This window comes from Pseudomonas sp. 14P5.3.2 (assembly GCF_057799175.1).
In genome coordinates this window covers 230699-251878 of record NZ_JBYOKU010000001.1, presented here as the reverse complement: position 1 = coordinate 251878, position 21180 = coordinate 230699, and the positions used below count along the sequence as shown (strand labels likewise).

General features: G+C 56.4%; 18 protein-coding genes. 13 read left to right on the top strand and 5 right to left on the bottom strand.

Going from position 1 to position 21180, the window contains the following annotated elements:
• The first annotated feature begins 129 nt into the window (after positions 1 to 129).
• Both fabF and AC27VU_RS01090 read left to right on the top strand, forming a co-directional pair.
• Complete coding sequence (fabF, locus tag AC27VU_RS01095) at positions 130 to 1398, top strand: beta-ketoacyl-ACP synthase II (RefSeq protein ID WP_400505263.1); 1269 nt, start codon at positions 130 to 132, stop codon at positions 1396 to 1398.
• A gap of 134 nt (positions 1399 to 1532) precedes the next feature.
• A complete protein-coding gene (locus AC27VU_RS01090) occupies positions 1533 to 2114 on the top strand; it encodes a TetR/AcrR family transcriptional regulator (RefSeq protein ID WP_400505264.1) in 582 nt (193 codons plus the stop codon).
• Positions 2115 to 2140: 26 nt separating this feature from the next.
• On the opposite strand, the gene AC27VU_RS01085 is transcribed toward AC27VU_RS01090, so the two are convergent.
• Positions 2141 to 3091 (bottom strand): GlxA family transcriptional regulator, encoded by a 951-nt coding sequence (locus AC27VU_RS01085; protein WP_400505265.1) that lies wholly within the window; start codon positions 3089 to 3091, stop codon positions 2141 to 2143.
• Between the two features lie 108 nt (positions 3092 to 3199).
• Here AC27VU_RS01085 and AC27VU_RS01080 point away from each other — a divergent pair, with 108 nt between their 5' ends.
• Both AC27VU_RS01080 and AC27VU_RS01075 read left to right on the top strand, forming a co-directional pair.
• Positions 3200 to 3994 (top strand): SDR family NAD(P)-dependent oxidoreductase, encoded by a 795-nt coding sequence (locus tag AC27VU_RS01080; protein WP_400505266.1) that lies wholly within the window; start codon positions 3200 to 3202, stop codon positions 3992 to 3994.
• A 52-nt stretch (positions 3995 to 4046) separates the two neighbouring features.
• A complete protein-coding gene (locus tag AC27VU_RS01075) occupies positions 4047 to 4481 on the top strand; it encodes an aldo/keto reductase (RefSeq protein WP_400505267.1) in 435 nt (144 codons plus the stop codon).
• A 318-nt stretch (positions 4482 to 4799) separates the two neighbouring features.
• Here the strand turns inward: AC27VU_RS01075 and AC27VU_RS01070 are convergent, their stop codons facing one another.
• A complete protein-coding gene (locus tag AC27VU_RS01070) occupies positions 4800 to 6386 on the bottom strand; it encodes an MAC/perforin domain-containing protein (RefSeq protein WP_400505268.1) in 1587 nt (528 codons plus the stop codon).
• A gap of 416 nt (positions 6387 to 6802) precedes the next feature.
• Here AC27VU_RS01070 and AC27VU_RS01065 point away from each other — a divergent pair, with 416 nt between their 5' ends.
• Entirely contained in the window at positions 6803 to 7120 is a 318-nt protein-coding gene (locus tag AC27VU_RS01065; RefSeq protein ID WP_400505269.1) for a hypothetical protein, read from the top strand.
• Between the two features lie 583 nt (positions 7121 to 7703).
• The gene (locus AC27VU_RS01060; protein WP_003224876.1) at positions 7704 to 8363 is read left to right on the top strand and encodes a carbonic anhydrase; all 660 of its coding nucleotides are present in this window, start codon (positions 7704 to 7706) and stop codon (positions 8361 to 8363) included.
• Positions 8364 to 8395: 32 nt separating this feature from the next.
• Here the strand turns inward: AC27VU_RS01060 and AC27VU_RS01055 are convergent, their stop codons facing one another.
• A complete protein-coding gene (locus AC27VU_RS01055) occupies positions 8396 to 9523 on the bottom strand; it encodes a GGDEF domain-containing protein (protein WP_488723277.1) in 1128 nt (375 codons plus the stop codon).
• A gap of 432 nt (positions 9524 to 9955) precedes the next feature.
• Here AC27VU_RS01055 and kdpF point away from each other — a divergent pair, with 432 nt between their 5' ends.
• The 6 genes from kdpF to AC27VU_RS01025 are packed head-to-tail and all read left to right on the top strand — an operon-like array spanning position 9956 to position 17902.
• The gene (gene kdpF / locus AC27VU_RS01050) at positions 9956 to 10048 is read left to right on the top strand and encodes a K(+)-transporting ATPase subunit F (protein ID WP_003224886.1); all 93 of its coding nucleotides are present in this window, start codon (positions 9956 to 9958) and stop codon (positions 10046 to 10048) included.
• A complete protein-coding gene (gene kdpA / locus AC27VU_RS01045) occupies positions 10045 to 11817 on the top strand; it encodes a potassium-transporting ATPase subunit KdpA (RefSeq protein ID WP_103483403.1) in 1773 nt (590 codons plus the stop codon). The genes kdpF and kdpA overlap by 4 nt, the downstream gene beginning before the upstream one ends.
• A 10-nt stretch (positions 11818 to 11827) precedes the next feature.
• Positions 11828 to 13906, top strand: a complete 2079-nt coding sequence (gene kdpB / locus AC27VU_RS01040; RefSeq protein WP_488723188.1) for a potassium-transporting ATPase subunit KdpB — start codon at positions 11828 to 11830, stop codon at positions 13904 to 13906.
• A 15-nt stretch (positions 13907 to 13921) separates the two neighbouring features.
• On the top strand, positions 13922 to 14494 hold the full coding sequence (kdpC, locus tag AC27VU_RS01035) for a potassium-transporting ATPase subunit KdpC (RefSeq protein WP_201137694.1): 573 nt from the start codon (positions 13922 to 13924) through the stop codon (positions 14492 to 14494).
• A 22-nt stretch (positions 14495 to 14516) separates the two neighbouring features.
• On the top strand, positions 14517 to 17216 hold the full coding sequence (kdpD, locus tag AC27VU_RS01030; RefSeq protein WP_488723187.1) for a two-component system sensor histidine kinase KdpD: 2700 nt from the start codon (positions 14517 to 14519) through the stop codon (positions 17214 to 17216).
• Positions 17213 to 17902, top strand: coding sequence for a response regulator (locus AC27VU_RS01025; RefSeq protein ID WP_103519821.1), 690 nt, complete (start codon positions 17213 to 17215; stop codon positions 17900 to 17902). Before kdpD ends, AC27VU_RS01025 begins: the two co-directional genes overlap by 4 nt.
• A gap of 50 nt (positions 17903 to 17952) precedes the next feature.
• Here the strand turns inward: AC27VU_RS01025 and AC27VU_RS01020 are convergent, their stop codons facing one another.
• The gene (locus AC27VU_RS01020) at positions 17953 to 19098 is read right to left on the bottom strand and encodes a serine hydrolase domain-containing protein (RefSeq protein WP_338802839.1); all 1146 of its coding nucleotides are present in this window, start codon (positions 19096 to 19098) and stop codon (positions 17953 to 17955) included.
• A 53-nt stretch (positions 19099 to 19151) separates the two neighbouring features.
• Positions 19152 to 20219 (bottom strand): fatty acid desaturase, encoded by a 1068-nt coding sequence (locus AC27VU_RS01015; protein ID WP_488723186.1) that lies wholly within the window; start codon positions 20217 to 20219, stop codon positions 19152 to 19154.
• 318 nt (positions 20220 to 20537) lie between these two features.
• Between AC27VU_RS01015 and AC27VU_RS01010 the strand changes: the two genes are divergently transcribed.
• Positions 20538 to 21179, top strand: a complete 642-nt coding sequence (locus AC27VU_RS01010) for a recombinase family protein (protein ID WP_488723185.1) — start codon at positions 20538 to 20540, stop codon at positions 21177 to 21179.
• Position 21180: the final 1 nt, after the last annotated feature.

Genomic DNA, 21180 nt, shown 5'->3' with positions numbered 1-21180 from the left:
GTTTGTCAAAGAGCATCGCGAACTTGTTTTCAATGCTGCACGGCCTCGCTGGGATGCCTTTCGTTCAGAGTCTGATCACTAGAGAGAATGTCGCCGTGGGCATCCTACGAACGACGGGAGGAGTTTAAAATGTCAATGCGTTTAGTTATCACAGGGACCGGTATCGTCTGTCCATTGGGTTCAGGCACTGAGAACGTCTGGAAGCGCATGCTTGATGGACAATCCGGTATCACTTCCCTGCCCCCAGAATTTTCCGAAGGTCTTAGCTGCGCAGTGGGCGGTCGAGTCCCGACTCTAGTCGAAGACCCTGAAGCAGGATTTGATGCCACCCAAGTGGTGCCCATCAAAGACTTGAAAAAGATGGATCGATTCATTGTGTTTGCGTTGGGCGCCGCGAAAGAAGCGCTGGCTCAGGCAAACTGGGTTCCTGCCACGGATCGAGAGCGTGAGAGAACCGGTACGATCATCGCCTCCGGTATCGGGGGATTCGGTGCGATCGCGAACTCGGTCAGAGTCACCGACAGCCAAGGCCCAAAGCGTCTTTCACCCTTCACCATCCCGTCGTTCCTCGCAAATATGGCAGCCGGACACGTATCCATTACTCATGGTTTACGTGGGCCTTTGGGCGCGCCTGTCACGGCGTGTGCGGCAGGTGTCCAAGCAATTGGTGATGCTGCCAGGATGATCCGCAACGGCGAAATCGATATCGCTGTTTGTGGTGGCGCGGAAGCTGCAATTGACCGCGTCAGCCTCGCAGGATTTGCTGCTGCACGCGCGCTCTCCTCGTCGTTCAACGACAACCCGGCCACCGCTTCAAGGCCTTTCGATGTCGAACGGGACGGCTTCGTGATGGGCGAAGGTGCCGGCCTGTTCGTGATCGAATCACTTGACCATGCGTTGGCACGTGGAGCGACTCCACTGGCCGAAATTGTCGGGTACGGCACCAGTGCCGATGCCTACCACCTGACTGCTGGCCCGGAAGATGGGAGTGGTGCAGCCAGGGCAATGAAAACCGCCATTGAACAAGCTGGTATCCAAGTGAGTGACATCGGTCACATCAATGCGCATGCAACCTCGACCCCTGTGGGTGATAAGGGGGAGCTCGCAGCGATCAACAGCGTGTTCGGTGAGGCCAAACCCGCGATAAGTGCCACCAAGTCCTCGACAGGGCATTTGTTGGGGGCAGCGGGCGGCATCGAGGCAATCTTTACCTTGTTGGCGCTACGCGACCAGATGGCTCCACCGACGTTGAATCTGGAAAATCCGGATCGCGCGGCCGATTACATGAATCTAGTCAGAACAACGCCGCAGCCGTTTTCTTCGGACTATGCCCTATCCAATGGCTTCGGGTTTGGTGGAGTCAATGCCAGCATCATCCTTAAACGCTGGGCGCAATAACCCGAGAGAGTTGATGTTGTAGAGGTTGGGATGTGAATGCATGAGAAGACCAAGGTCTTCATCAGGCGGCTGTGCTGACTTAGGCCTGGTCTTCTCACCCAAGCTGAACCTGATTGATTCTTGAGAGGTGACTGATGCGCCGCAGAGGAACGCGCGGAGAAAGCCGTCAGAGAGTCCTGAACGCCGCCGCTACGCTTTACCGCCAGCGAGGGTTCTCGGGCGTAGGTATCATTGAGATTGCAAATGCTGCAGGCATGACCCACGGAGGGTTCTATGCCCAGTTTCCTCAGGGCAAGGAAGAGTTAATCACGGCCTCCGTCGAGCAGGCATTCCGAGAAGGGTTGCAAGACTGGGATGAGTGGATCGAAATCTTTACTGATGGCCGCGCGCTGATGCAGATAACCGAAGACTACCTGTCTAGCCGACACTACTCCAATCCCGAGGTCGGCTGCCCTGTAGCCGCTCTAGCGGCCGATGTTTCGCGTCAGGGCCCAATGATCAAATCCATGTTCACCAGACGCGTCAAAGCTCAGTTAAGCGCGTTAGGCAAACTCTATCCCGACAGTACTCCTCAGGAGCGCAGAAGCAACGCAATAAAGCTGTTGACCCGGCTGGCTGGCACGATACTCATTGCCCGGGCAATTGACGATCCAGCGTTGACCCATGAGCTTCTGGCAACTGCCCGTCAACCCGAACTCCCACTAGAAACCCGCTGAGCCGATGTTATAGGGTCATGGCACAATTACGCCGTGGCGGCTCGCGCATCCCGTCGAATGGCCAATGGCGTGACACCAAAACCGCGCAGGAACGCCTCACGCAAGTGGGTGCGATCCCGAAAGCCGGTTTCCCGGGCTACGGCATCGAGTGTGTGGCGGCTTTGTTCAATCATCAGCCTTGCAGCCTCCAGACGCAGACGCTCAATGGCTTTAGCTGGAGACTGTCCGGTTTCAGCAGTAAATACCCGCGTGAATTGGCGAGGACTCAAATTCGCCTTGGCCGCCAAATCTTCCACACTCAACGATGCCGCCAGGTTGCGCCGGGCATGGTCTAGGGCAACCTGAATACGATCGGACTTTGGCGCGATCCCAAGGAGTTCTGAGTGCTGCGACTGGCCTCCAGAACGGTGTTGATGCATTACCAGACGATGGGCCACCGCCCGTGCCACCTCTCCTCCAAGATCCTTCTCGACCATACCCAAAGCCAGATCCAGCGCTGCTGTCATGCCGGCCGAAGTCCAGATAGGGCCGTCGATCACGTAGATACGGTCATCTTCAACACTGACGTCCGGATGCAAAATTTGCAGATCCTTGGCAAAAGCCCAGTGAGTGGTCGCTCGACGATTGTCCAGCAACCCAGCTTCGGCCAAGACAAATCCGCCTGTGCAAACGCCTGCAGTCCGGCGCGATTGGACGCCGGCTACCTTGGCAAAATTCAAAACATCTATGGATGGATGAACTGAGAGTGGATCGTTGACACCGGCAAACATCCACGTATCAGCAAGACCTGGAGCACCAAGCTTTCGGGTGTCGATGTTCACGCCGAGTGACGATCGAATCGGGCCGCCATTAGCCGAGAAATTCTCTATCTCGTAAAAAGGATTACCCGAAACCACATTGGCGAACTCAAACACCGTTTGCGAAGAGAGGGCCATCAACTGAAAGCCATCTGACCATACGTAGCCCACTCGATGCATTTTAGCTCTACCCGCTATGTCCTGAAAAACCACTATAAACGTCATTTAAGCCGACCGCAATCTACCGCATGATCTCTCCACCAAAACGACAAACCCTGGAGAACCAACATGACTCATCAAGGTACAGCTCTCATCACCGGCGCCTCGTCCGGTATCGGCGCCATCTACGCAGACCGCCTGGCTCGTCGCGGATACGATCTGATTCTGGTTGCTCGTAGCCGTGAACGTCTGAACGACCTTGCTGGTCGAATCTCCGATGATACGGGTCGTCAGGTTGAAGTGTTTGTCGCAGACTTGAACGATCGTCCTTCGTTGGCCACGGTAGAAGCCAAGCTTCGTGAAGACGCCAGCATTACCCTGTTGGTCAATAACGCAGGTATCGGCACGCACAAAAAACTGGTAGACAGTGACGTTGAACAAATGACTCGTATGATCGATCTCAACGTCAACGCTCCTACCCGGTTGACCTATGCCGCCGTCCCCGGCTTCATTACACGAGGTAAAGGCGCGATCATAAATATCTCTTCGATCGTGAGCTTTGCACCCGAGGTTCTCAACGGTGTATACGGCGGTAGCAAAGCGTTCGTGACAGCATTCAGCCAATCGCTTCATCATGAATTGGCCGATAAGGGGCTGCAGATTCAAGCGGTAGTACCCGGCGCAACCAAAACCAAGTTCTGGTCAAATGGTGGTTTGCCTGTCGAGCACCTTGATCCTTCGATCGTTATGTTGGCTACAGACCTCGTAGACGCAGCACTTATGGATTTCGATAACAGCGTGCTGATTTCGATTCCTTCGCTGCAAAATCTGGAGCCGTGGGAAGCTTTTGAAAAAGCGCGTCAGACATTGGCAAGCCAGGTATCGAATAACACCTCGGCTCCGCGGTACCATGGGTCACGTTAATCCTTCAGCAGCCAGGCGCCAGTCACTTGTCTGTTGTTAGGCAACGCTAGCCTTGGATGAGGTAATTGAAATACCAATTACCTCACCTTTTTTATCTCGATGCTTCTTTCGCAAGTTGGTCGGCAAAGCCCTCAAACCGTTTCGTGACCAGGTAGTGATCGCCAGCAAATTCGGTTTTGCCATCGACGGTACCATTGCTCTCAATAGCCGTCCGGAGCACATCAAAAAAGTCGTAGAGGAATCACTGAAACGATTGCAGACAGATCGCATCGATCTCTACTACCAACATCGCGTCGATCCCAATGTACCCATCGAAGAAGTGGCGGGTGCTATTAAGGATCTGATCGCGCAAGGCAAAATCCTGCATTTTGGTTTGTCCGAAGCAAGCGCAAAAACCATCGGGCGTGCTCACGCAGTGCAACCCGTTTCTGCCATACTCTTTCTTTTGTCGAGACACAGAGCACAACGGTGTACTCACTGCTTGTGAGGAGTTAGGTACGCCCGCATCTCTATTCATATACTCGACAGAGACTGAGTGAAATTGTAAACACTCGCCTATCTAACGTCGGGGGCGCCCATTCCTCAAAAAGAGCTCTCGCCAGCAGCGCGACGTACTAACAGATGAATGCTACGACCTAGAGTATGAAGCCTGAATGGATATGCAACGGTATCCAAACGTTACAACACCATCAGGCCTCATAGTCACAACGACTTTCGTCCACATCACTACGCGGAAACTGGCCGTCTAATCCATAAAACCACCTAGGATTACTTGACGCGCCCGACAGTTATATTTTGAAACGCATTACGATTTCACATAGTTAGAGAGCAACACGCCTATTACGCCTTTCATCTTGTCGATATCACTTTGTTTGATATTATCGTAATGACCGACACCAACAAAGTTTCCGGCCTGAACAGCGCCTACGGGTACTACTCCCCATACAGTGATATCTTGGCGAGCACCCGTCCCTGAATCGTTCCAAATAGCTTCTGACTTGATGTCCCGCAGGGTGATATCGCGACACAGGCTTTCGTGCACGCATATCAAGTCTTTCTGGATGCTCTCGGGGATGGAGTAGTCGCGGGTTCCTAACACCATGATGTCACCAAGGGCGCGATAGCCTGCAGGCGGAACTGGACGCCAGCAGGAATAGTAGAGGGACTTTCCTGAGCCTGCATCTGTCCACACCTGTATGTAGTCCTGAGGTGCTCGCAGATACCCCAAGTCGAAAATATCACGCAGCAATGCGCTCCGACCATCGGCACTACTTGAGTGGTTACGCTGCGCGAACTGGCCGCTGTATTTGTTGTGCTCATCCGTGGAAGGAGCCCATACCGAAAGATCCTGTTTTGCTTCCGATCCCGCATCGGTTCCAACGCAACGCATGGCCGGATAAAGATTAACATCCAGAGCTTTCTGGTCTTTGGGAACGGGCTTAACTTTACTTTCCAGCCATGATGGGAAGGCGGCTTGCAGCGCATCGCGGCGTTTCTCATCAGTGACCAGCGACCAGATCGGCACCAAGCTTTCACTGGTGAAGTCCATGAAAACCGCATAGTCCAGCAAGCTATCGCTCCACTCTGAGAACGCGCTGTGTTTTTCATCGTCATGGAAAATTTTCGAAGCTAGACCAGGTTTGCCGCCAACGGTTTGAAGGCTGATGTCCGACAAGCTACGGAAGTTCTCAATGGCCTTACCCAGTTCAGACTTGCTATCGACGGAAATTTCGCCGACCAGTGCCTGGTAGGAGGCTTGGGCGGTAATCGAAATATCGTATTTGTTGTTTGTACGCAGTGTCTTGGTAGCCGAGCTGTAATCAAGCCTTCCGCCGATTACAGCCTCGCCAACGTAGTAAGCACCAAAGCGGTCAAAGACATCGCTCGGAGCTATTTCCGCGTTTTCGATGGCCGACCTCACATCCTGCTTGAGGTACTCACGCAGCTTTTCTGGGTACGGGAGATTGATTTGCCATAGCCGATGAATCTCGCGTACAGAGGTGTAGAAGGTCTCCTCATGCGACAAAGACGTTTTGGTGAACGCGGTATTTAAAGACGCCGAAAAGAGTTTGTAACTGCCGCTCACCCCGACGGACTGACCGAGCTCTTCGCGATAGCTCTCGATGGTCTCGCCTTTCACTAAGTCGAAGTTTGAGCGAAACGTCGCTTGAACGCCTATCAGCTTATTGTAGCGATAGACCTTGTCCCCGATTTTCAGCGTCTTGTAATCAGTCTCCGGCAATTCGAACAAGCTTTGCCCGAGAGTGCTCTCAGTTCGTGCGAACTCGCCATTGACGTCATACCCAAGCCCAATGATATCGCTTCCGGGCAGAAGCGGTTCATCGGTGCCAACAGTCGAAAGAAAGTGAACAGCCAACGTATTGTTTAACATTTTCAGCTCCCTGCTTTTGATGCTTGGTCGGTTTGGAAAAAGGAGCTTAGGACAGTTATTTTTATAATTTCAATGCCATTTTATTAAAAAATGGCACTTTGCCATATGCCTTTGAATTGCGAGGATTTATATTTTTCACAAAAAAGTTATGTACCTACCTATAAGCAAGCTAATGTTTTGGATTTGTCATATTTACTTACATCTTCCCCATGAATCGCGCAGGATGCTCAAGTCTTCTAAATAGCCAATCTCAAGTGGCTCATTAGGAAGGTTTTCCAAATCATTGTTCTGACGTAAGTAGCTGAGAAAAAATTATAAGCTACTGATACTTATCGTGATTATTTGCATATTTTTGACTCTGTGCTTGGCTTAAATATGGTTCAAATGTCGACTCAAATCTGAGGGAGCTGCATCTGATGAAAAAACCACCACTGCGTCAAGGCATGGTCAATGGACTGGTATTCGAGGTGGTTCAAAGCTTGGAGGCCGTGAAGGTACACGCCGAAATCATTGCCGACGTTACGCAAAGCGATCGTGCAAAGGCATACGAAGCAGCTTTCCAAATTGCTATTCAAGGCGGCGGAGCAGAAGACCATATCCGCAGCCGCTATGAGGGCATGAACTGCGCGAAAATTGCAGAAACATTGGCCAACCAACCTCCTCGGCCAGCAACACCCGCCCCCGCAGCTCCGCCTTGCGCGCCTAAATTGACTGAGGCAGGGGAAAAGGCTTAGGAATCCAATGTGCTGTCCTTATTGCTTTACTCCTATCCCGTTGTACAAGCCAGCTGCTCGATTGAAATCGGGCAGTCTGTTTTTAGATTACCCCATTAGGGTAAGTGTATGGCGATACGTCTTGTGCGGGTCATGCAGGTATCCACTTATGCGCTCAGCACCTACCGCAAGTGGAGCGCGCAGGCCGGTACGGCCGAAGGCGTGAAGGATGGAAGCCTGGTAGGGCCGAGACGCGTAGTGGCTCGGTTCACGACAGCCTGCCCGCGTACAGCGGCTCGCCTCCAGAAGGAAAGTTAGTCACACCTCCTGACTACACCAAACAGTGACGTCGTATAAGTTACATAACACTTGCTTAAAGCAGGTGCAGCGGACAGCTTCAGCGCGGGGTCATACACATGCAACGCGCCGATCTTCAGGGTACCTTTTTGCGAGCGAATGAGCGCTTTACCGGTGGCCAAGCAACATTGTTGGAAACATCCAGTACTGCCAACATGTGCGACGTCTGCGATAATGCCGACCACAGCGGCGCGAAGGCATATCGAGTGCTCGTGCCCACATCCGCTACTTGGGTTTGGAGGACTTCATGCGTGACATTATTGACGGCTTTCTGCGCTTTCAGCGCGAGGTTTATCCGCAACGCGTCGAGCTGTTCAAGCAGCTCGCGACGGCACAAAATCCGAAGGCGTTGTTCGTCACCTGTTCAGACAGTCGTGTTGTGCCGGAACTCCTTACGCAGCGTGAACCCGGTGAACTGTTCGTGATTCGCAACGCCGGCAACATTGTGCCGTCTTACGGCCCTGAACCGGGCGGTGTGTCGGCTACCGTCGAATATGCGGTCGCCGTGCTTGGCGTACAGGACATTGTGATCTGCGGCCATTCGGACTGCGGGGCGATGGGCGCGATTTCACGCTGCACGTGCCTGGATCACCTTCCGGCAGTTGCTAATTGGTTACGTCACGCGGACGCCGCGAAAGCGATTAACGCGGCGCACGAGTTCGACACGCCCCGCGCAAAGCTCGACGGCCTCGTGCGCGAAAACGTGATCGCGCAACTGGCGAACCTGCGCACACATCCATCCGTGGCCCTCGCGCTCGAGCAAGGGCGCATGAATCTGCACGGCTGGGTTTACGACATCGAGGCGGGATGCATCGATGCACTTGATGGCGCGACACGACAATTCGTTCCACTTGCTGATTCGCCGACCACCGTTGCGATTGCAGCGCGTAACGGCAGACAGATGTGATAGTGGGCGTCTCCCAAGGTCGCAACAGCCCATCAATCCGCGACAGCAACTTGATTTCGTCCATACGACTTGGCTTTGTACAGCGCTCTGTCTGCATTGTTCATCAAGCTAGAAAGACTTTCTTCGTTAAAGTCCGATGACGCTACGCCAAGGCTGGCGGTTATGCGATCAGCTGGCTCAGCCTTGAGTCTGGAGATGGCCTGGATCAGTTCCTGGGCAATGCTCATGGCGACGTCCAGTGTGGTGTCAGGAAGCAAAATAGCGAACTCCTCGCCTCCCAGTCGGCCATGAACATCGGTTTCACGGATAGATGCAGTGATCACCGCCCCCACCTGACGCAGCACCTGATCCCCCACCTGGTGGCCGTAAGAGTCGTTGATGTGCTTGAAGTGATCCATATCGAGCATGACTGCGCACAGCACGGAACCCTTGCTTTTGCATTCACGGTAAAGCTGATCAGCATCATCGAAAAACGCACGGCGATTCTTCAGGCCGGTCAGCTCATCGGTTCTGGCGGCTCTGACAGAAAGCCGGTTTTCCCGCTCCAACTCTCGGGTCAAGCGAAATGCAGTTTCCAGCGCATCGGACATCTTGCGTGTAGCGCTGGCTACAAACGATGCGAACACAAAAACCGCGAGCGCCATGCCGACCTGCAACGTTGACGGTTGAAACAGCAGCCATATTGAGCACGGCAACAAAACCAGTCCGATGGAGACCATCGTCATGTTCCTGTAAGCCGAGTAACACGACACCGCACTGACAGACATGCCGACAGTGAAGAGCATGACCACCGCCTGAGCCAACAGGTCGTCGACCGGTATGACCGCGAGTGCGCCCGCCCCCCATATCCCTGCAGACAACATAAGCGTGCACCAGTATCTGCGTTCCCAACGCTGTGGCGTGCGTTCACTGACGTGGCTATGAAAATAGCCGATGAACATTGAGATACGCAGCAACGTCGACAGCGTTAATACCGCTATCCAACCGATAACCACACCGTGATCAAACCGCTCCCAACACAGCCAGCAAAGGAGGATTGCCGCCATGTAACTGCCGAAAACGGCAGCGCCGGATTGCCGAAATAACTGCTGCAAGCGATCGGTTCGAACTTGTTCGGCTATTTCCGAGCCCTGATCACTTCTTAGCTCAAGATCATCCATTGAGTCCGCCTGAACATGAGGAATCGACAGGACAAATTGTGGCACCTCGCCACCAGCGCAAACAATCGAGAACCTGAAAATCCTGCGATCTTTACCTGAAGCATCGGTAGCGGCCAAGGTCCGGCGTCAGAGATTCAGTATAGGGAGAGAACCAAGGGCCGCCCTCCTCGCCAGTTGACTGGCGTCACCACTGCCATGAACTCGATCGCGATGGCGACCGGACTTCTAACCGAGCAAGGCGAATAACGCTTTTTATAAGATCTTTATACCCCTGCCTCCAATCCTTTTAACAACTTTCCGGGCTCACGCTTAGGCTTTCCTCAACACGGGAGGAAACACCATGGACTTCGTCTATTTGATACTCGGTGCAGTGTTTTTCATCAGCTTGATCGGGCTGGCACGCGGTTGCGCGGCGCTCAACAGGAGGCGGTCATGACAGGGTTCTATGTGTTTGGCGGCATCATCGCCGCCGGTTTGCTGGTGTATCTGGTTGCCGCGCTTCTGCTCCCGGAGGACTTCCTATGACCACTCAAGCCTGGACTCTGCTCGGAGTCTTTCTGCTGGTACTGGCGGTTCTGGCCTGGCCACTCGGGCGCTGGTTGACCGCAGTGATGGAGGGCCGGTTTCGCCTCGGCTCACGCATCGAGTCGCCGCTGTATCGACTGGCCGGCGTCAGTGCTGAAGCACAAATGAGCTGGCTGCAATACGCCCTCGCGCTGATCGTCTTCAACGCGCTGGGCATGCTCGCGGTTTATGCGCTGCAACGACTGCAGGGTGTGCTGCCGTTCAATCCCCAGGGATTTGGCGCGGTGACGCCCGACTCTTCGTTCAACACCGCCGCCAGTTTCGTCACCAACACCGACTGGCAAGGCTATAGCGGCGAGGCGACGCTGAGTTACCTGACGCAAATGCTCGGCTTGACCGTGCAAAACTTCTTGTCGGCGGCCACCGGCATCGTGGTGGCGGTCGCGCTGATTCGCGGATTCGCCCGTCACAGCGCCGCCAGCATCGGCAACGCCTGGGTCGACTTGACCCGTGTCACCTTGTGGGTGTTGCTGCCGCTGTCGCTGATTTTCGCGCTGTTCTTCGTCAGCCAGGGCGCGATCCAGAATCTTCAACCTTACAAACAAGTCACGACGATGGAGGTCATGCAATACCAGGCGCCGGTGCTCAATGATGCCGGGCAGCCAAGCCTCGACGCCAAAGGCAATCCTCTGACTACAGCGGCCAGCACCGACAAGCAGACCATCGCGATGGGCCCTGTCGCTTCGCAGGAAGCCATCAAGATGCTCGGCACCAACGGCGGCGGGTTCTTCAATGCCAACTCGGCCCACCCTTTCGAGAACCCGACAGCCCTGAGCAACTTCTTTCAGATGCTCGCCATCTTCCTGATCCCGACGGCGCTGTGCTTTGTCTTCGGCCACATCGTCGGTGACATCCGGCAAGGCTGGGCGTTGCTTGCAACGATGACGATCATCTTCGTGATCGCGGTGGTGGCGGTCACGCATTACGAGCAACTGGGCAACCCACAATTCTCGGGCCTGGGAATCGATACGGCGGCGGGCAACATGGAAGGCAAGGAACTGCGCTTCGGCATCAGCGCCTCGAGCCTGTTCACCGCGATCACCACCGCAGCATCCTGTGGCGCCGTGGTCACCATGCACGACTCGTTGACGCCACTGGGCGGCGCAGTGCCGCTGATTTTGATGCAACTGGGTGAGGTGGTGTTTGGCGGTACCGGATCGGGCCTCTACGGCATGCTGGTGTTCGCCATTCTCGCGGTGTTCATCGCCGGGCTGATGATTGGCCGGACGCCCGAGTACCTGGGCAAAAAGATCGAAGCCTACGAAATGAAGATGGTCGCCATCGCGATCCTCGCAACACCGTTGCTGGTGTTGTTCGGCACCGCGATTGCGGTCATGGCCGAGGCCGGGCAACTGGGAGTAGCCAACCCCGGCGCCCATGGCTTCTCGGAAATCCTCTACGCCTTCACTTCGGCGGCCAACAACAACGGCAGCGCCTTCGCCGGCCTGTCGGCCAACACCCCGTTCTACAACGTGATGCTGGCGATCGCCGTCTGGTTCGGGCGCTTTGGGGTGATCGTACCGGTACTGGCGGTGGCTGGCAGCCTGGCGGCGAAGAAACGTCTGGCCGTGACCGGCGGCACCATGCCCACGCATGGACTGCTGTTCGTGGTACTGCTGATCGGCACGGTGCTGCTGGTCGGTTTGTTGAACTACGTGCCGGCCCTGGCGTTGGGGCCAGTCGTCGAACACTTCATGATGATCAAGTGAGACCACGGCCATGACTCGCAAATCGTTCTCCTTGTTCGACCCGACCCTGCTGGCCCCGGCCATGGTCGAGTCCCTGCGTAAACTCAGTCCGAAAATCCAGTGGCGCAACCCGGTGATGTTCGTCGTCTACATCGGCGCGATTATCACCACTGCCCTGTGGGTTCAGGCTCTGCGCGGCCACGGTGAGGCCGGTAGCGGTTTCATCCTCGCCATCGCCCTGTGGCTGTGGTTCACCGTATTGTTCGCCAACTTCGCCGAAGCCCTGGCCGAAGGCCGCAGCAAGGCGCAAGCGGCGTCCCTGCGCAACCTGAAAAAGGAAACCTGGGCGAAGAAACTGCGCGAACCGCACTACGGTTCCGAATGGCAATTGGCGCAATCGAGTGATCTGCGCAAAGGCGATATGGTGCTGGTGGAAGCCGGCGATCTGGCCGACTCGATGATCCCCGCCGACGGTGAGGTGATCGAAGGCGCGGCCTCGGTGGATGAGTCAGCCATTACGGGTGAATCGGCCCCGGTGATCCGCGAATGTGGCGGCGACTTCTCCGCCGTCACCGGCGGCACACGGGTGCTCTCGGACTGGATCGTCGTACGCGTGACCGCCGACCCCGGCGAAACTTTTGTTGATCGCATGATCGCCATGGTCGAAAACGCCAAGCGGCAAAAGACCCCCAATGAAATCGCCCTGTCGATCCTGCTGGTGGCGCTGACCATCGTGTTCCTCGGCGTGACGGTAACGCTGCTGCCCTTCTCGCTGTACAGCGTTGCGGTGGCGAAGTCCGGCGTGCCGGTGTCGATAACGGTGCTGATCTCGCTGCTGGTCTGCCTGATTCCCACCACCATTGCCGGACTGCTGTCGGCCGTGGGCGTCGCGGGCATGAGTCGCATGATGGAGGCCAACGTGATTGCCACCTCCGGGCGCGCCGTGGAAGCCGCCGGTGACGTCGATGTGTTGATGCTCGACAAAACCGGCACCATCACCCTGGGCAACCGCCATGCCTCGGCGTTCCTGCCGGCGCCGGGCGTCAAGGAAGCGGATCTGGTCGACGTCGCCCAGTTGGCTTCGCTGGCCGATGAAACCCCCGAAGGACGCAGCATCGTGGTGCTGGCCAAACAGCGCTTCAACCTGCGTGAACGGGACATCGCCGCCCTCGACGCGCACTTCGTACACTTTTCCGCGCAGACCCGTATGAGCGGCGTCGACCTCGGCGAGCGGCAACTGCGCAAAGGCGCCGGCGAAGCAGTCCTGCGCCATGTGCAGAGCCTGGGTGGACACTTTCCCGAAGCGGTGCAATCGATCGTTGAAGAAGTATCCCGTCGCGGCAGCACACCCTTGGTGGTGGCCGACGGCGCGAAAGTGATGGGCGTGATCGAGCTCAAGGACATCGTCAAGGGCGGCATCAAGGAGCGCTTTGTCGAACTGCGGCGCATGGGCATCAAGACCGTGATGGTCACCGGCGACAACCGCGTTACCGCAGCAGCCATTGCCGCCGAAGCCGGGGTCGATGACTTTCTTGCCGAAGCCACGCCCGAGCAGAAACTCGAACTGATCCGCCGCTATCAGGCTGAAGGCCGGTTGGTGGCCATGACCGGCGACGGCACCAACGACGCGCCGGCGCTGGCGCAGGCCGACGTTGCGGTGGCAATGAACTCCGGAACACAAGCGGCGAAGGAAGCCGGGAACATGGTCGATCTGGACAGCAACCCGACCAAGTTGATCGAGGTGGTGGAAACCGGCAAGCAGATGCTGATGACCCGGGGTTCGCTGACGACCTTCTCGATTGCCAACGACATCGCCAAGTATTTCGCTATCGTCCCCGCCGCGTTTGTCACCACCTACCCGCAGCTCGCCGCGCTGAACATCATGGGGCTGACCAGCCCGAATTCAGCGGTGCTGTCGGCGGTGATCTTCAACGCGCTGATCATCATTTTCCTGATTCCGCTGGCCCTCAAAGGCGTGAAGTACCGCCCGGTCGGTGCGGCCCTGTTGTTGCGCCGCAACCTGCTGATCTATGGGCTGGGCGGCGTGATCGTGCCCTTCATTGGCATCAAGATCATCGACATGGCACTGGCCGCCGTCGGCCTGGTTTAAGCGAGGATTACTGTCATGACATCTCTACTGCGTCCGGCGTTGACTCTGTTGATTGCGCTGTCACTGATCACCGGCCTGGCTTATCCGCTGCTGACCACAGGCATCGCGCAACTGGTTTTTCCAGCGCAAGCCTCTGGCAGCCTGATCGTAAAAGACGGTAAACCCGTGGGTTCGCTGTTGATCGGTCAAGGCTTCAGTGACCCGAAATACTTCTGGAGCAGACCGTCTGCCACCAGCCCCATGCCGTATAACGCGCAGGCCTCGAGCGGCTCCAATCTGGGGCCACTGAATCCGGCATTGATGGACGCGGTGAAAGGCCGGATCGACGCCCTGCACGCCGCCGATCCGGGCAATACCGCGACGATCCCCGCCGACCTGGTCTACAGTTCCGCCAGTGGGCTGGATCCGCACATCAGCATTGCCGCCGCAAAGTATCAGGCGAACCGGATTGCACGGGTGCGCAACCTGCCCATTGCACGGGTTGATCAGTTGATCGCTGAACAGTCGGAAACCCCGCTCCTCGGATTTCTCGGCGAACCACGGGTCAATGTCCTCGCTCTGAACCTGGCACTCGACGCCGCTCATTGAACGCTGACACACGGTGAGCCTGATGGCCGACCAACGCCCTGACCCCGACCTGCTGCTGGCGCGGATTCGCGAAGAAGCCGCGCAAGCCGAACGCGGCCGCTTGAAGATCTTCTTCGGTGCCAGCGCCGGGGTGGGCAAGACTTACGCCATGCTCGCTGCTGCGCATGCGGTCAAACTGCAGGACAGCAAGGTGCTGATTGGCGTGATCGAAACCCACGGTCGCGCCGACACTGAGGCGCTGACCGAAGGGCTTGATCGGCTGCCGCTCAAACAGGTTGTCGACAAGCAGCGTACCGTCACCGAGTTCGACCTGGATGCTGCACTTGAGCGTCATCCCCGGTTGATCCTGATTGACGAACTGGCTCACTCCAACGTGGTCGGTTCCCGTCATCCAAAACGCTGGCAGGACGTTGAGGAGTTGCTGAGCGCCGGGATCGATGTCTGGTCAACCATGAACGTCCAGCACCTGGAAAGCCTCAACGACATTGTTGGCGGCATCACTGGCATTCGTGTCTGGGAGACCGTGCCCGACCATGTCTTCGACAACGCCGACGAAGTGGTCATCGTCGACTTGCCGCCCGATGATCTGTTGCAGCGCTTGAAAGAAGGCAAGGTGTACCTGCCGCAACAGGCCGAGCGCGCGGTGCAGAACTTTTTTCGCAAAGGCAACCTGATTGCCCTGCGTGAACTGGCGCTGCGTCGCACGGCCGACCGCGTCGACAGCGACATGCTGCAGTACCGCCAAAGCAGTTCGGTGAAACCGGTCTGGGGCACGCGCGACTCATTGCTCGCTTGCGTGAGCCCGCATGAACAGGCCGAGAAAATCGTTCGTTCAACAGCCCGTCTGGCGGCTCAGTTGAATGTGCCGTGGCACGCCGTGACCGTCGAAACGCCTGCCTTGCAGCGCCTGCCCGAGACCAAGCGGCGGCGGATGCTGGCAACGCTGAAGCTGGCGCAGGAGATGGGCGCGCAGATCGCCACGCTGGCCGGTCAGGACATCGCCGAAACACTGGTCAAATATGCCCGGCAGTACAACCTCTCGAAAGTCGTGGTGGGCCGCGACGAACATCCTCGGCGGCGACTCTGGCGCAAAGCGCTGGCCGAGCGCATCGGTGAGCTGGGCGCTGACTTTGATGTGATTCAAATCTCGCTTCCGGCCAACCGACATGCACCAACCGAGACTCGCACCCAGACCGGCAGCGGCCCTGTCGTCTGGCGCGACTATGCCTGGAGTGTGCTGATCTGCGCGGCGACGACTGTGATTGCGTTGCCCATGCTGCATGTGTTCGAGCAAGCCAATATCGTCATGGTCTTCCTGCTCGCGGTGGTCGCGGTAGCGGTTCGCCTGGGGCGCGGCCCGGCGATTCTGGCGGCGTTTGTCTCGGTGGCTTCGTTCGACTTTTTCTTTGTCGCGCCGCGCTTTTCGTTCGCCTTCGCTGACGCTCAATATCTGGTGACCTTCAGCGTCATGCTCGTCGTAGCCCTGGTCATCGGCCAGATGACTGCGGGCCTGACGTATCAGGCGCGGGTTGCGCAGCGACGCGAAGACCGGATGCGTGCGCTGTATGACATGTCGCGCTTGTTGTCTGCGGCACTGATGACCGAACAAGTTGCCGAGATCGGCGCGCGATTTCTCTCCGCCGAATTCGGCGCCCGCTCGGCACTGCTGGTCGCCGATGACCACGACAAGCTGGCGGCACCGCTGATCACCGGGGAGGCGCCGCTGGTGGACGTTGCGATCGCCCAGTGGTCATTCGACAAATCCGAACCGGCCGGGTACGGCACCGACACCCTGCCCTCCAGCCCGACCCTGTACCTGCCGCTCTCGGCGCCCATGCGCGTACGCGGGGTGCTGGCGGTGCAACCGCGTGACACTACGCGATTGGTGGTACCGGAGCAGCGACGACTGCTCGACACCTGCGCCTCCCTGCTGGCGATTTCGCTGGAGCGCATTCACTACATTCACGTCGCCCAGGACACCACTGTGCAAATGGAGTCCGAACGGCTGCGCAATTCGTTGCTGTCAGCTATCTCTCACGATCTGCGAACCCCGCTTTCGGTGATGGTCGGGTTGGCCGAAGCGCTCAAGCTGACTCATCCTCCGCTGCCCGCCGAAGCAGCCGAGATCGCCAGCGCCGTGGGCGAATCGGCGCTGCGCATGAACACGCTGGTCAACAACCTGCTGGACATGGCCCGCCTCGAGTCTGGCAAGGTCCAGTTGAATCGCCAGTGGCAGCTGATTGAAGACGTGGTCGGTAGCGCGCTGCGAGCCATTGCGCCGACGCTTGGCGAACGGTCGGTGCACGTCGCACTGGACGACGATCTGCCCCCCGTTTTCATCGATGCGGTGCTGATCGAGCGCATCCTGATCAACCTGATCGAGAACGCCATCAAATACACTCCGAGCAACACCCCAATCGATCTGGGGGCCAGGGCCACGTCAGATCACTTCGAGCTTTGGGTTGCCGACAAGGGGCCGGGCTTGCCCTACGGCCACGAAGAGGACATTTTCAACAAATTCATGCGCGGCAAAAAAGAAAGTGCGATCCCCGGTGTCGGTTTGGGCCTGGCCATCTGCAGGGCCGTTGCGCACGCCCATGGCGGGACGATCGAAGGGGTGACGCGGCCTGAAGGCGGAGCCTGTTTTACCTTGCGCCTGCCCCTTGAAACGCCGCCGGATATCGAAACCCTTGCGCAACGCAGTGACGAGGAGCAGCCATGAGCGAATCATTGCCCCGTGTTCTGATCATTGAAGACGAGAAGGAAATACGCCGATTCGTGCGTATGGCCCTGCAAGCCGAAGGTCTGGAAGTGCATGAGGCCGACACCTTTCACCGAGGTCTCGTCGACGCGGGAACGCGCCGCCCCGATCTGATCGTGCTCGACCTTGGCTTGCCCGACGGTGACGGTATCGATCTGATTCGCGATGTGCGCAACTGGTCGCCGGTGCCCATCATCGTGCTGTCGGCGCGCGGAGCGGAATCCGACAAGATCCTGGCCCTGGACACCGGTGCCGACGATTATCTGGTCAAGCCGTTTGGCACCGGAGAGCTTCTGGCCCGAGTCCGGGCCTTGCTGCGCAGACAAGCCAAGGATGCCGAAAACAACTCGGTGTTCAGTTTCGGCGAAGTGCGCATCGATGTTGAACGACGTGTCGTCGAACGCAACGGCGCGCCATTGCATCTGACCCCGCTCGAATACCGCTTGCTGGTGCATCTGTGCTCACACCCTGATCGGGTCCTGACCCACCTGCAATTACTGAAGGCGGTATGGGGCCCCTCGCATACCACCGACACCCCTTACTTGCGTGTATTCATGGGCGGTTTGCGCAAAAAAGTCGAGGTGGATCCGTCCCAGCCACGGCATCTGGTGACGGAAACAGGGGTGGGTTATCGCTTTATTCCTTGAGATGGGCCAGTTGCTGTTCAGCGGTCATTGTGGGGCGTCTGCTTTCTCGCTCAGAGCGCCGCATACACGAGGGATGACAACCGGCCAGGGCGCGGATCAATCATCGAATGACTGCCCGACGTCGTGGTGACAAAACCGAAGCTCACTTGCGTTTCGGGATCGGCGAAACTGATCGGGCCGCCAAGGCCGATATGACCAAAGGTGCCCGGGCCCATTGCGTGGGAAGCTGCGGGGTCGCGTTGCTGCTCCAGCATGCAGCCCAATCCGTAACGCATTGGGCGCATCCATACCCGATCCATGCCATGACTGTGCTCTCGAGTGAACTCACTGAGCAGTTCGCGACCGATAAAGTTTCCCGCCAGTAATGCACTATAAAAACCGGCCAGGCCGTGAGCCGTCCCATGTGCGCATACAGCCGGTTGCCGATAGGCCCACCAGCGCGGGTCACTGGTTCGTCTAGGTACCATTCCGGGGTTGGTGAAGGCGAATGTCGCGATGTGCGATGGCTCGCTTTTCAGCACCGTGCGCAACGCTTGCGAGTAAGGGTCCCCGACTCGCCCCGTGGCACTGTCGAATCGCGCGATACGGTGAAAGTGTTTTTCATCCACGCCAAGGTGAACGTCGAGGTCATGGGGATCCAGAATCTCCTCATGAATAAAGACGCATGGATCTCGTCCGTCCACCCGACGAATCAACTCACCGAGAATCCAGCCGAAGGTGGTGGTGCCGTACCCCAGGTCTGTTCCCGGTTCCCACCAAAGCGGCTCGGCCGCCAAGACCTGCACCATATGCTCCCAGTCATACATTCTGGCGTTATGGTCGGGTGCTCGCAACGCCGGCAGGCCTGCGGTGTGGTTCATTACCTGACGCAAGGTGACCTTTGCTTTCCCGCTTTGGGCGAACTCAGGCCAGTAACGGGCCACGGGCGCATCCAGCTCCAGCTTGCCCTCCTCGACCAACATCAGAACCGCCACGGCGACATAGGGTTTTATGACGCAAAAGGTATTGGCGAGCGTATCGCGGGCCCAAGGCTTCGTGCCCTCCAGATCCGCCATGCCGGCCCAGAGGTCGACAACCATTTCTCCGCCTACCTGCACGCAGAGTCCGGCCCCACGCTCCTGCGGATCATCAAACATGTCCTCGAAAGCTTGCTTGACCGCTTCGAACGGCTTCGCACACATCCCTTGCGCTCTCATATCAGGAATCCTCGTCTTGAAATGCTTCAAACAAATGATGTTTGTGAAGGAACTCAACCACGCGACCGGGTTTGAGAGTGCTCCATGGAAAAACGATTCGCCCGTTTGTAAGTGCCAAAGTCATTGAATCTGACCCCCGCCTCTGCCATGACCTTATGCGAATAAGGTGCCGTCATCTGACGCAGATAGAACGGGTCTCGCACAACGAAATGGTGAATGCTGTGAGTGCTGCCGAAGTTGAAGCAGAACATCTGAAACGGCCACAACCACCAAGGGTTCATTACCTGTGTTTGCTGTAACGCATTGCGCGGAGCAACGTCACCATAATAGTGCATATTTGAACTAATAAAGAACAGGCAGAACTGCCGTATCATATTTGGCGCAATAAGGATGACCACTGCACTATTGACGACATCCATTAATTCCAGCGTCGCGGCAGAACTGTATACTTCCGCCCCCATGATTGACCCAAGTCCGATATACAGATGGTAGCCGAGGAATACATACCAGCATCCCCAATACAACAGACCGAACGGTGTATTGAGTCGAATAATCTTGCCTAACAATCTTACCTTTTGCCGCCATCCCGGCGCTAAAACCGCATTTAGAAAACCAAACAAAAATCCATCGATCAGTTTCAATAACCGCAGTATTCCCCACGGGTTGCCACTGGTGGTGATCCACGCCTCGACATCCGAAGCAGTTCCAGACTCCTTATGGTGATGAAAATGCAGATCGCGTCTTAACCAGGGGCTGGGCATTCCCGGCCGGGCCAGCCAGCACAAAAACATCATGGCATTATGAGCCAGCGGTTGTTTTCTGAAATAAAGCCGATGGATCAAATCATGTTCGATTTCATGAATGAACGAAGTCAGCAGCGCATTGATTAAAATACACGTCCATCCTGGGATGAAACCCTTCAGGTAAAGGCCTCCCGTAACGGCCATCCCCACCAGGGAAAACGCCATGACACTCGCCCCCAGAGCATTCTGATACTGCAGGAGCGGATAGCGCTTGCGCAGGTAATTTCCGTGTTCGGTAATTCGCCGGGTTACTTCATCAATTTTTTCCTGATCGGTATTCAGGCGATCAATTTCGATGGCTTTCTTCAAGACATTCATCAATTCATCCTCTGCTTGCGTCGGGGTATTGCCAGCCTCGTCAAGCCGGACAAATCAGTGGTTTGAACGCTAAAAACCAGGCATTCAAGTTAGGTGCGCGAGTTCACGCACTTCATTCAAGAGATGCGAAGCCGACTGTTTTCAAAAAAATTGCTAGAATCATTCCAGGCTTCAAAATAATAAGGTAAGTTCAGGTCTTTGCAACTGTGTATTTTGGGCGGGTTCAGCGTTACAGTTATTTGTGTAAGGAATTAATAATTTAGTTACAGCTTGTACAAGTTCAGAAGGACTGCGTACAAGTATTGCCAAGGAGGCACCATGAGACTGCACCGCATCAGATATTTCCGGCTTTCTCTAGCAAATTCCAAGGACACGTTAGAGAAACTAACGAGCCAAGATGTATTTGACGCAGCGTTTTGCGATAACGCAGCAGACAATGGCGTGAATCGCGCAGGCCTTGAAAGGCTGATTCGCTACATACAATGCGGGGACACTGTGGTAGTGGACAGCATGGCATCGCTCACTACCAGTACCGAGCAACTGTGCACCATCATTCGCCGGTTGATTGAAAAGCAGGTAACGCTGGAGTTTCTTCAAGAAAACCTGATTTTCCGGCACGACTGCCTTGAAGTTGTGGAACCCATCATTACGGTAATGGAGCGGCTCGCAGAGTTTGAGCGCAATGCGACGAGGGAAAAGCAGGCAGCAGGAATTGCCACCGCAAAGATTCGCGGATCCTACAGAGGTCGCAAGAAAAAACTGTCTGACAATCAGGTTGTCAGCTTAATTCACCGAGCCCGCGCCGGAGAAAGTAAATCCAAATTGGCGCGTGACTTTGATATCAGCCGGCAGACGCTTTATCGGTACTTGAATTCCATTCACAACGGTTCAGACGGTCGTCAGCGTATTGCAACTGAGGACAAAGATCATGGCGAAGCCGACCACTCGGCCTGCTCGTAAC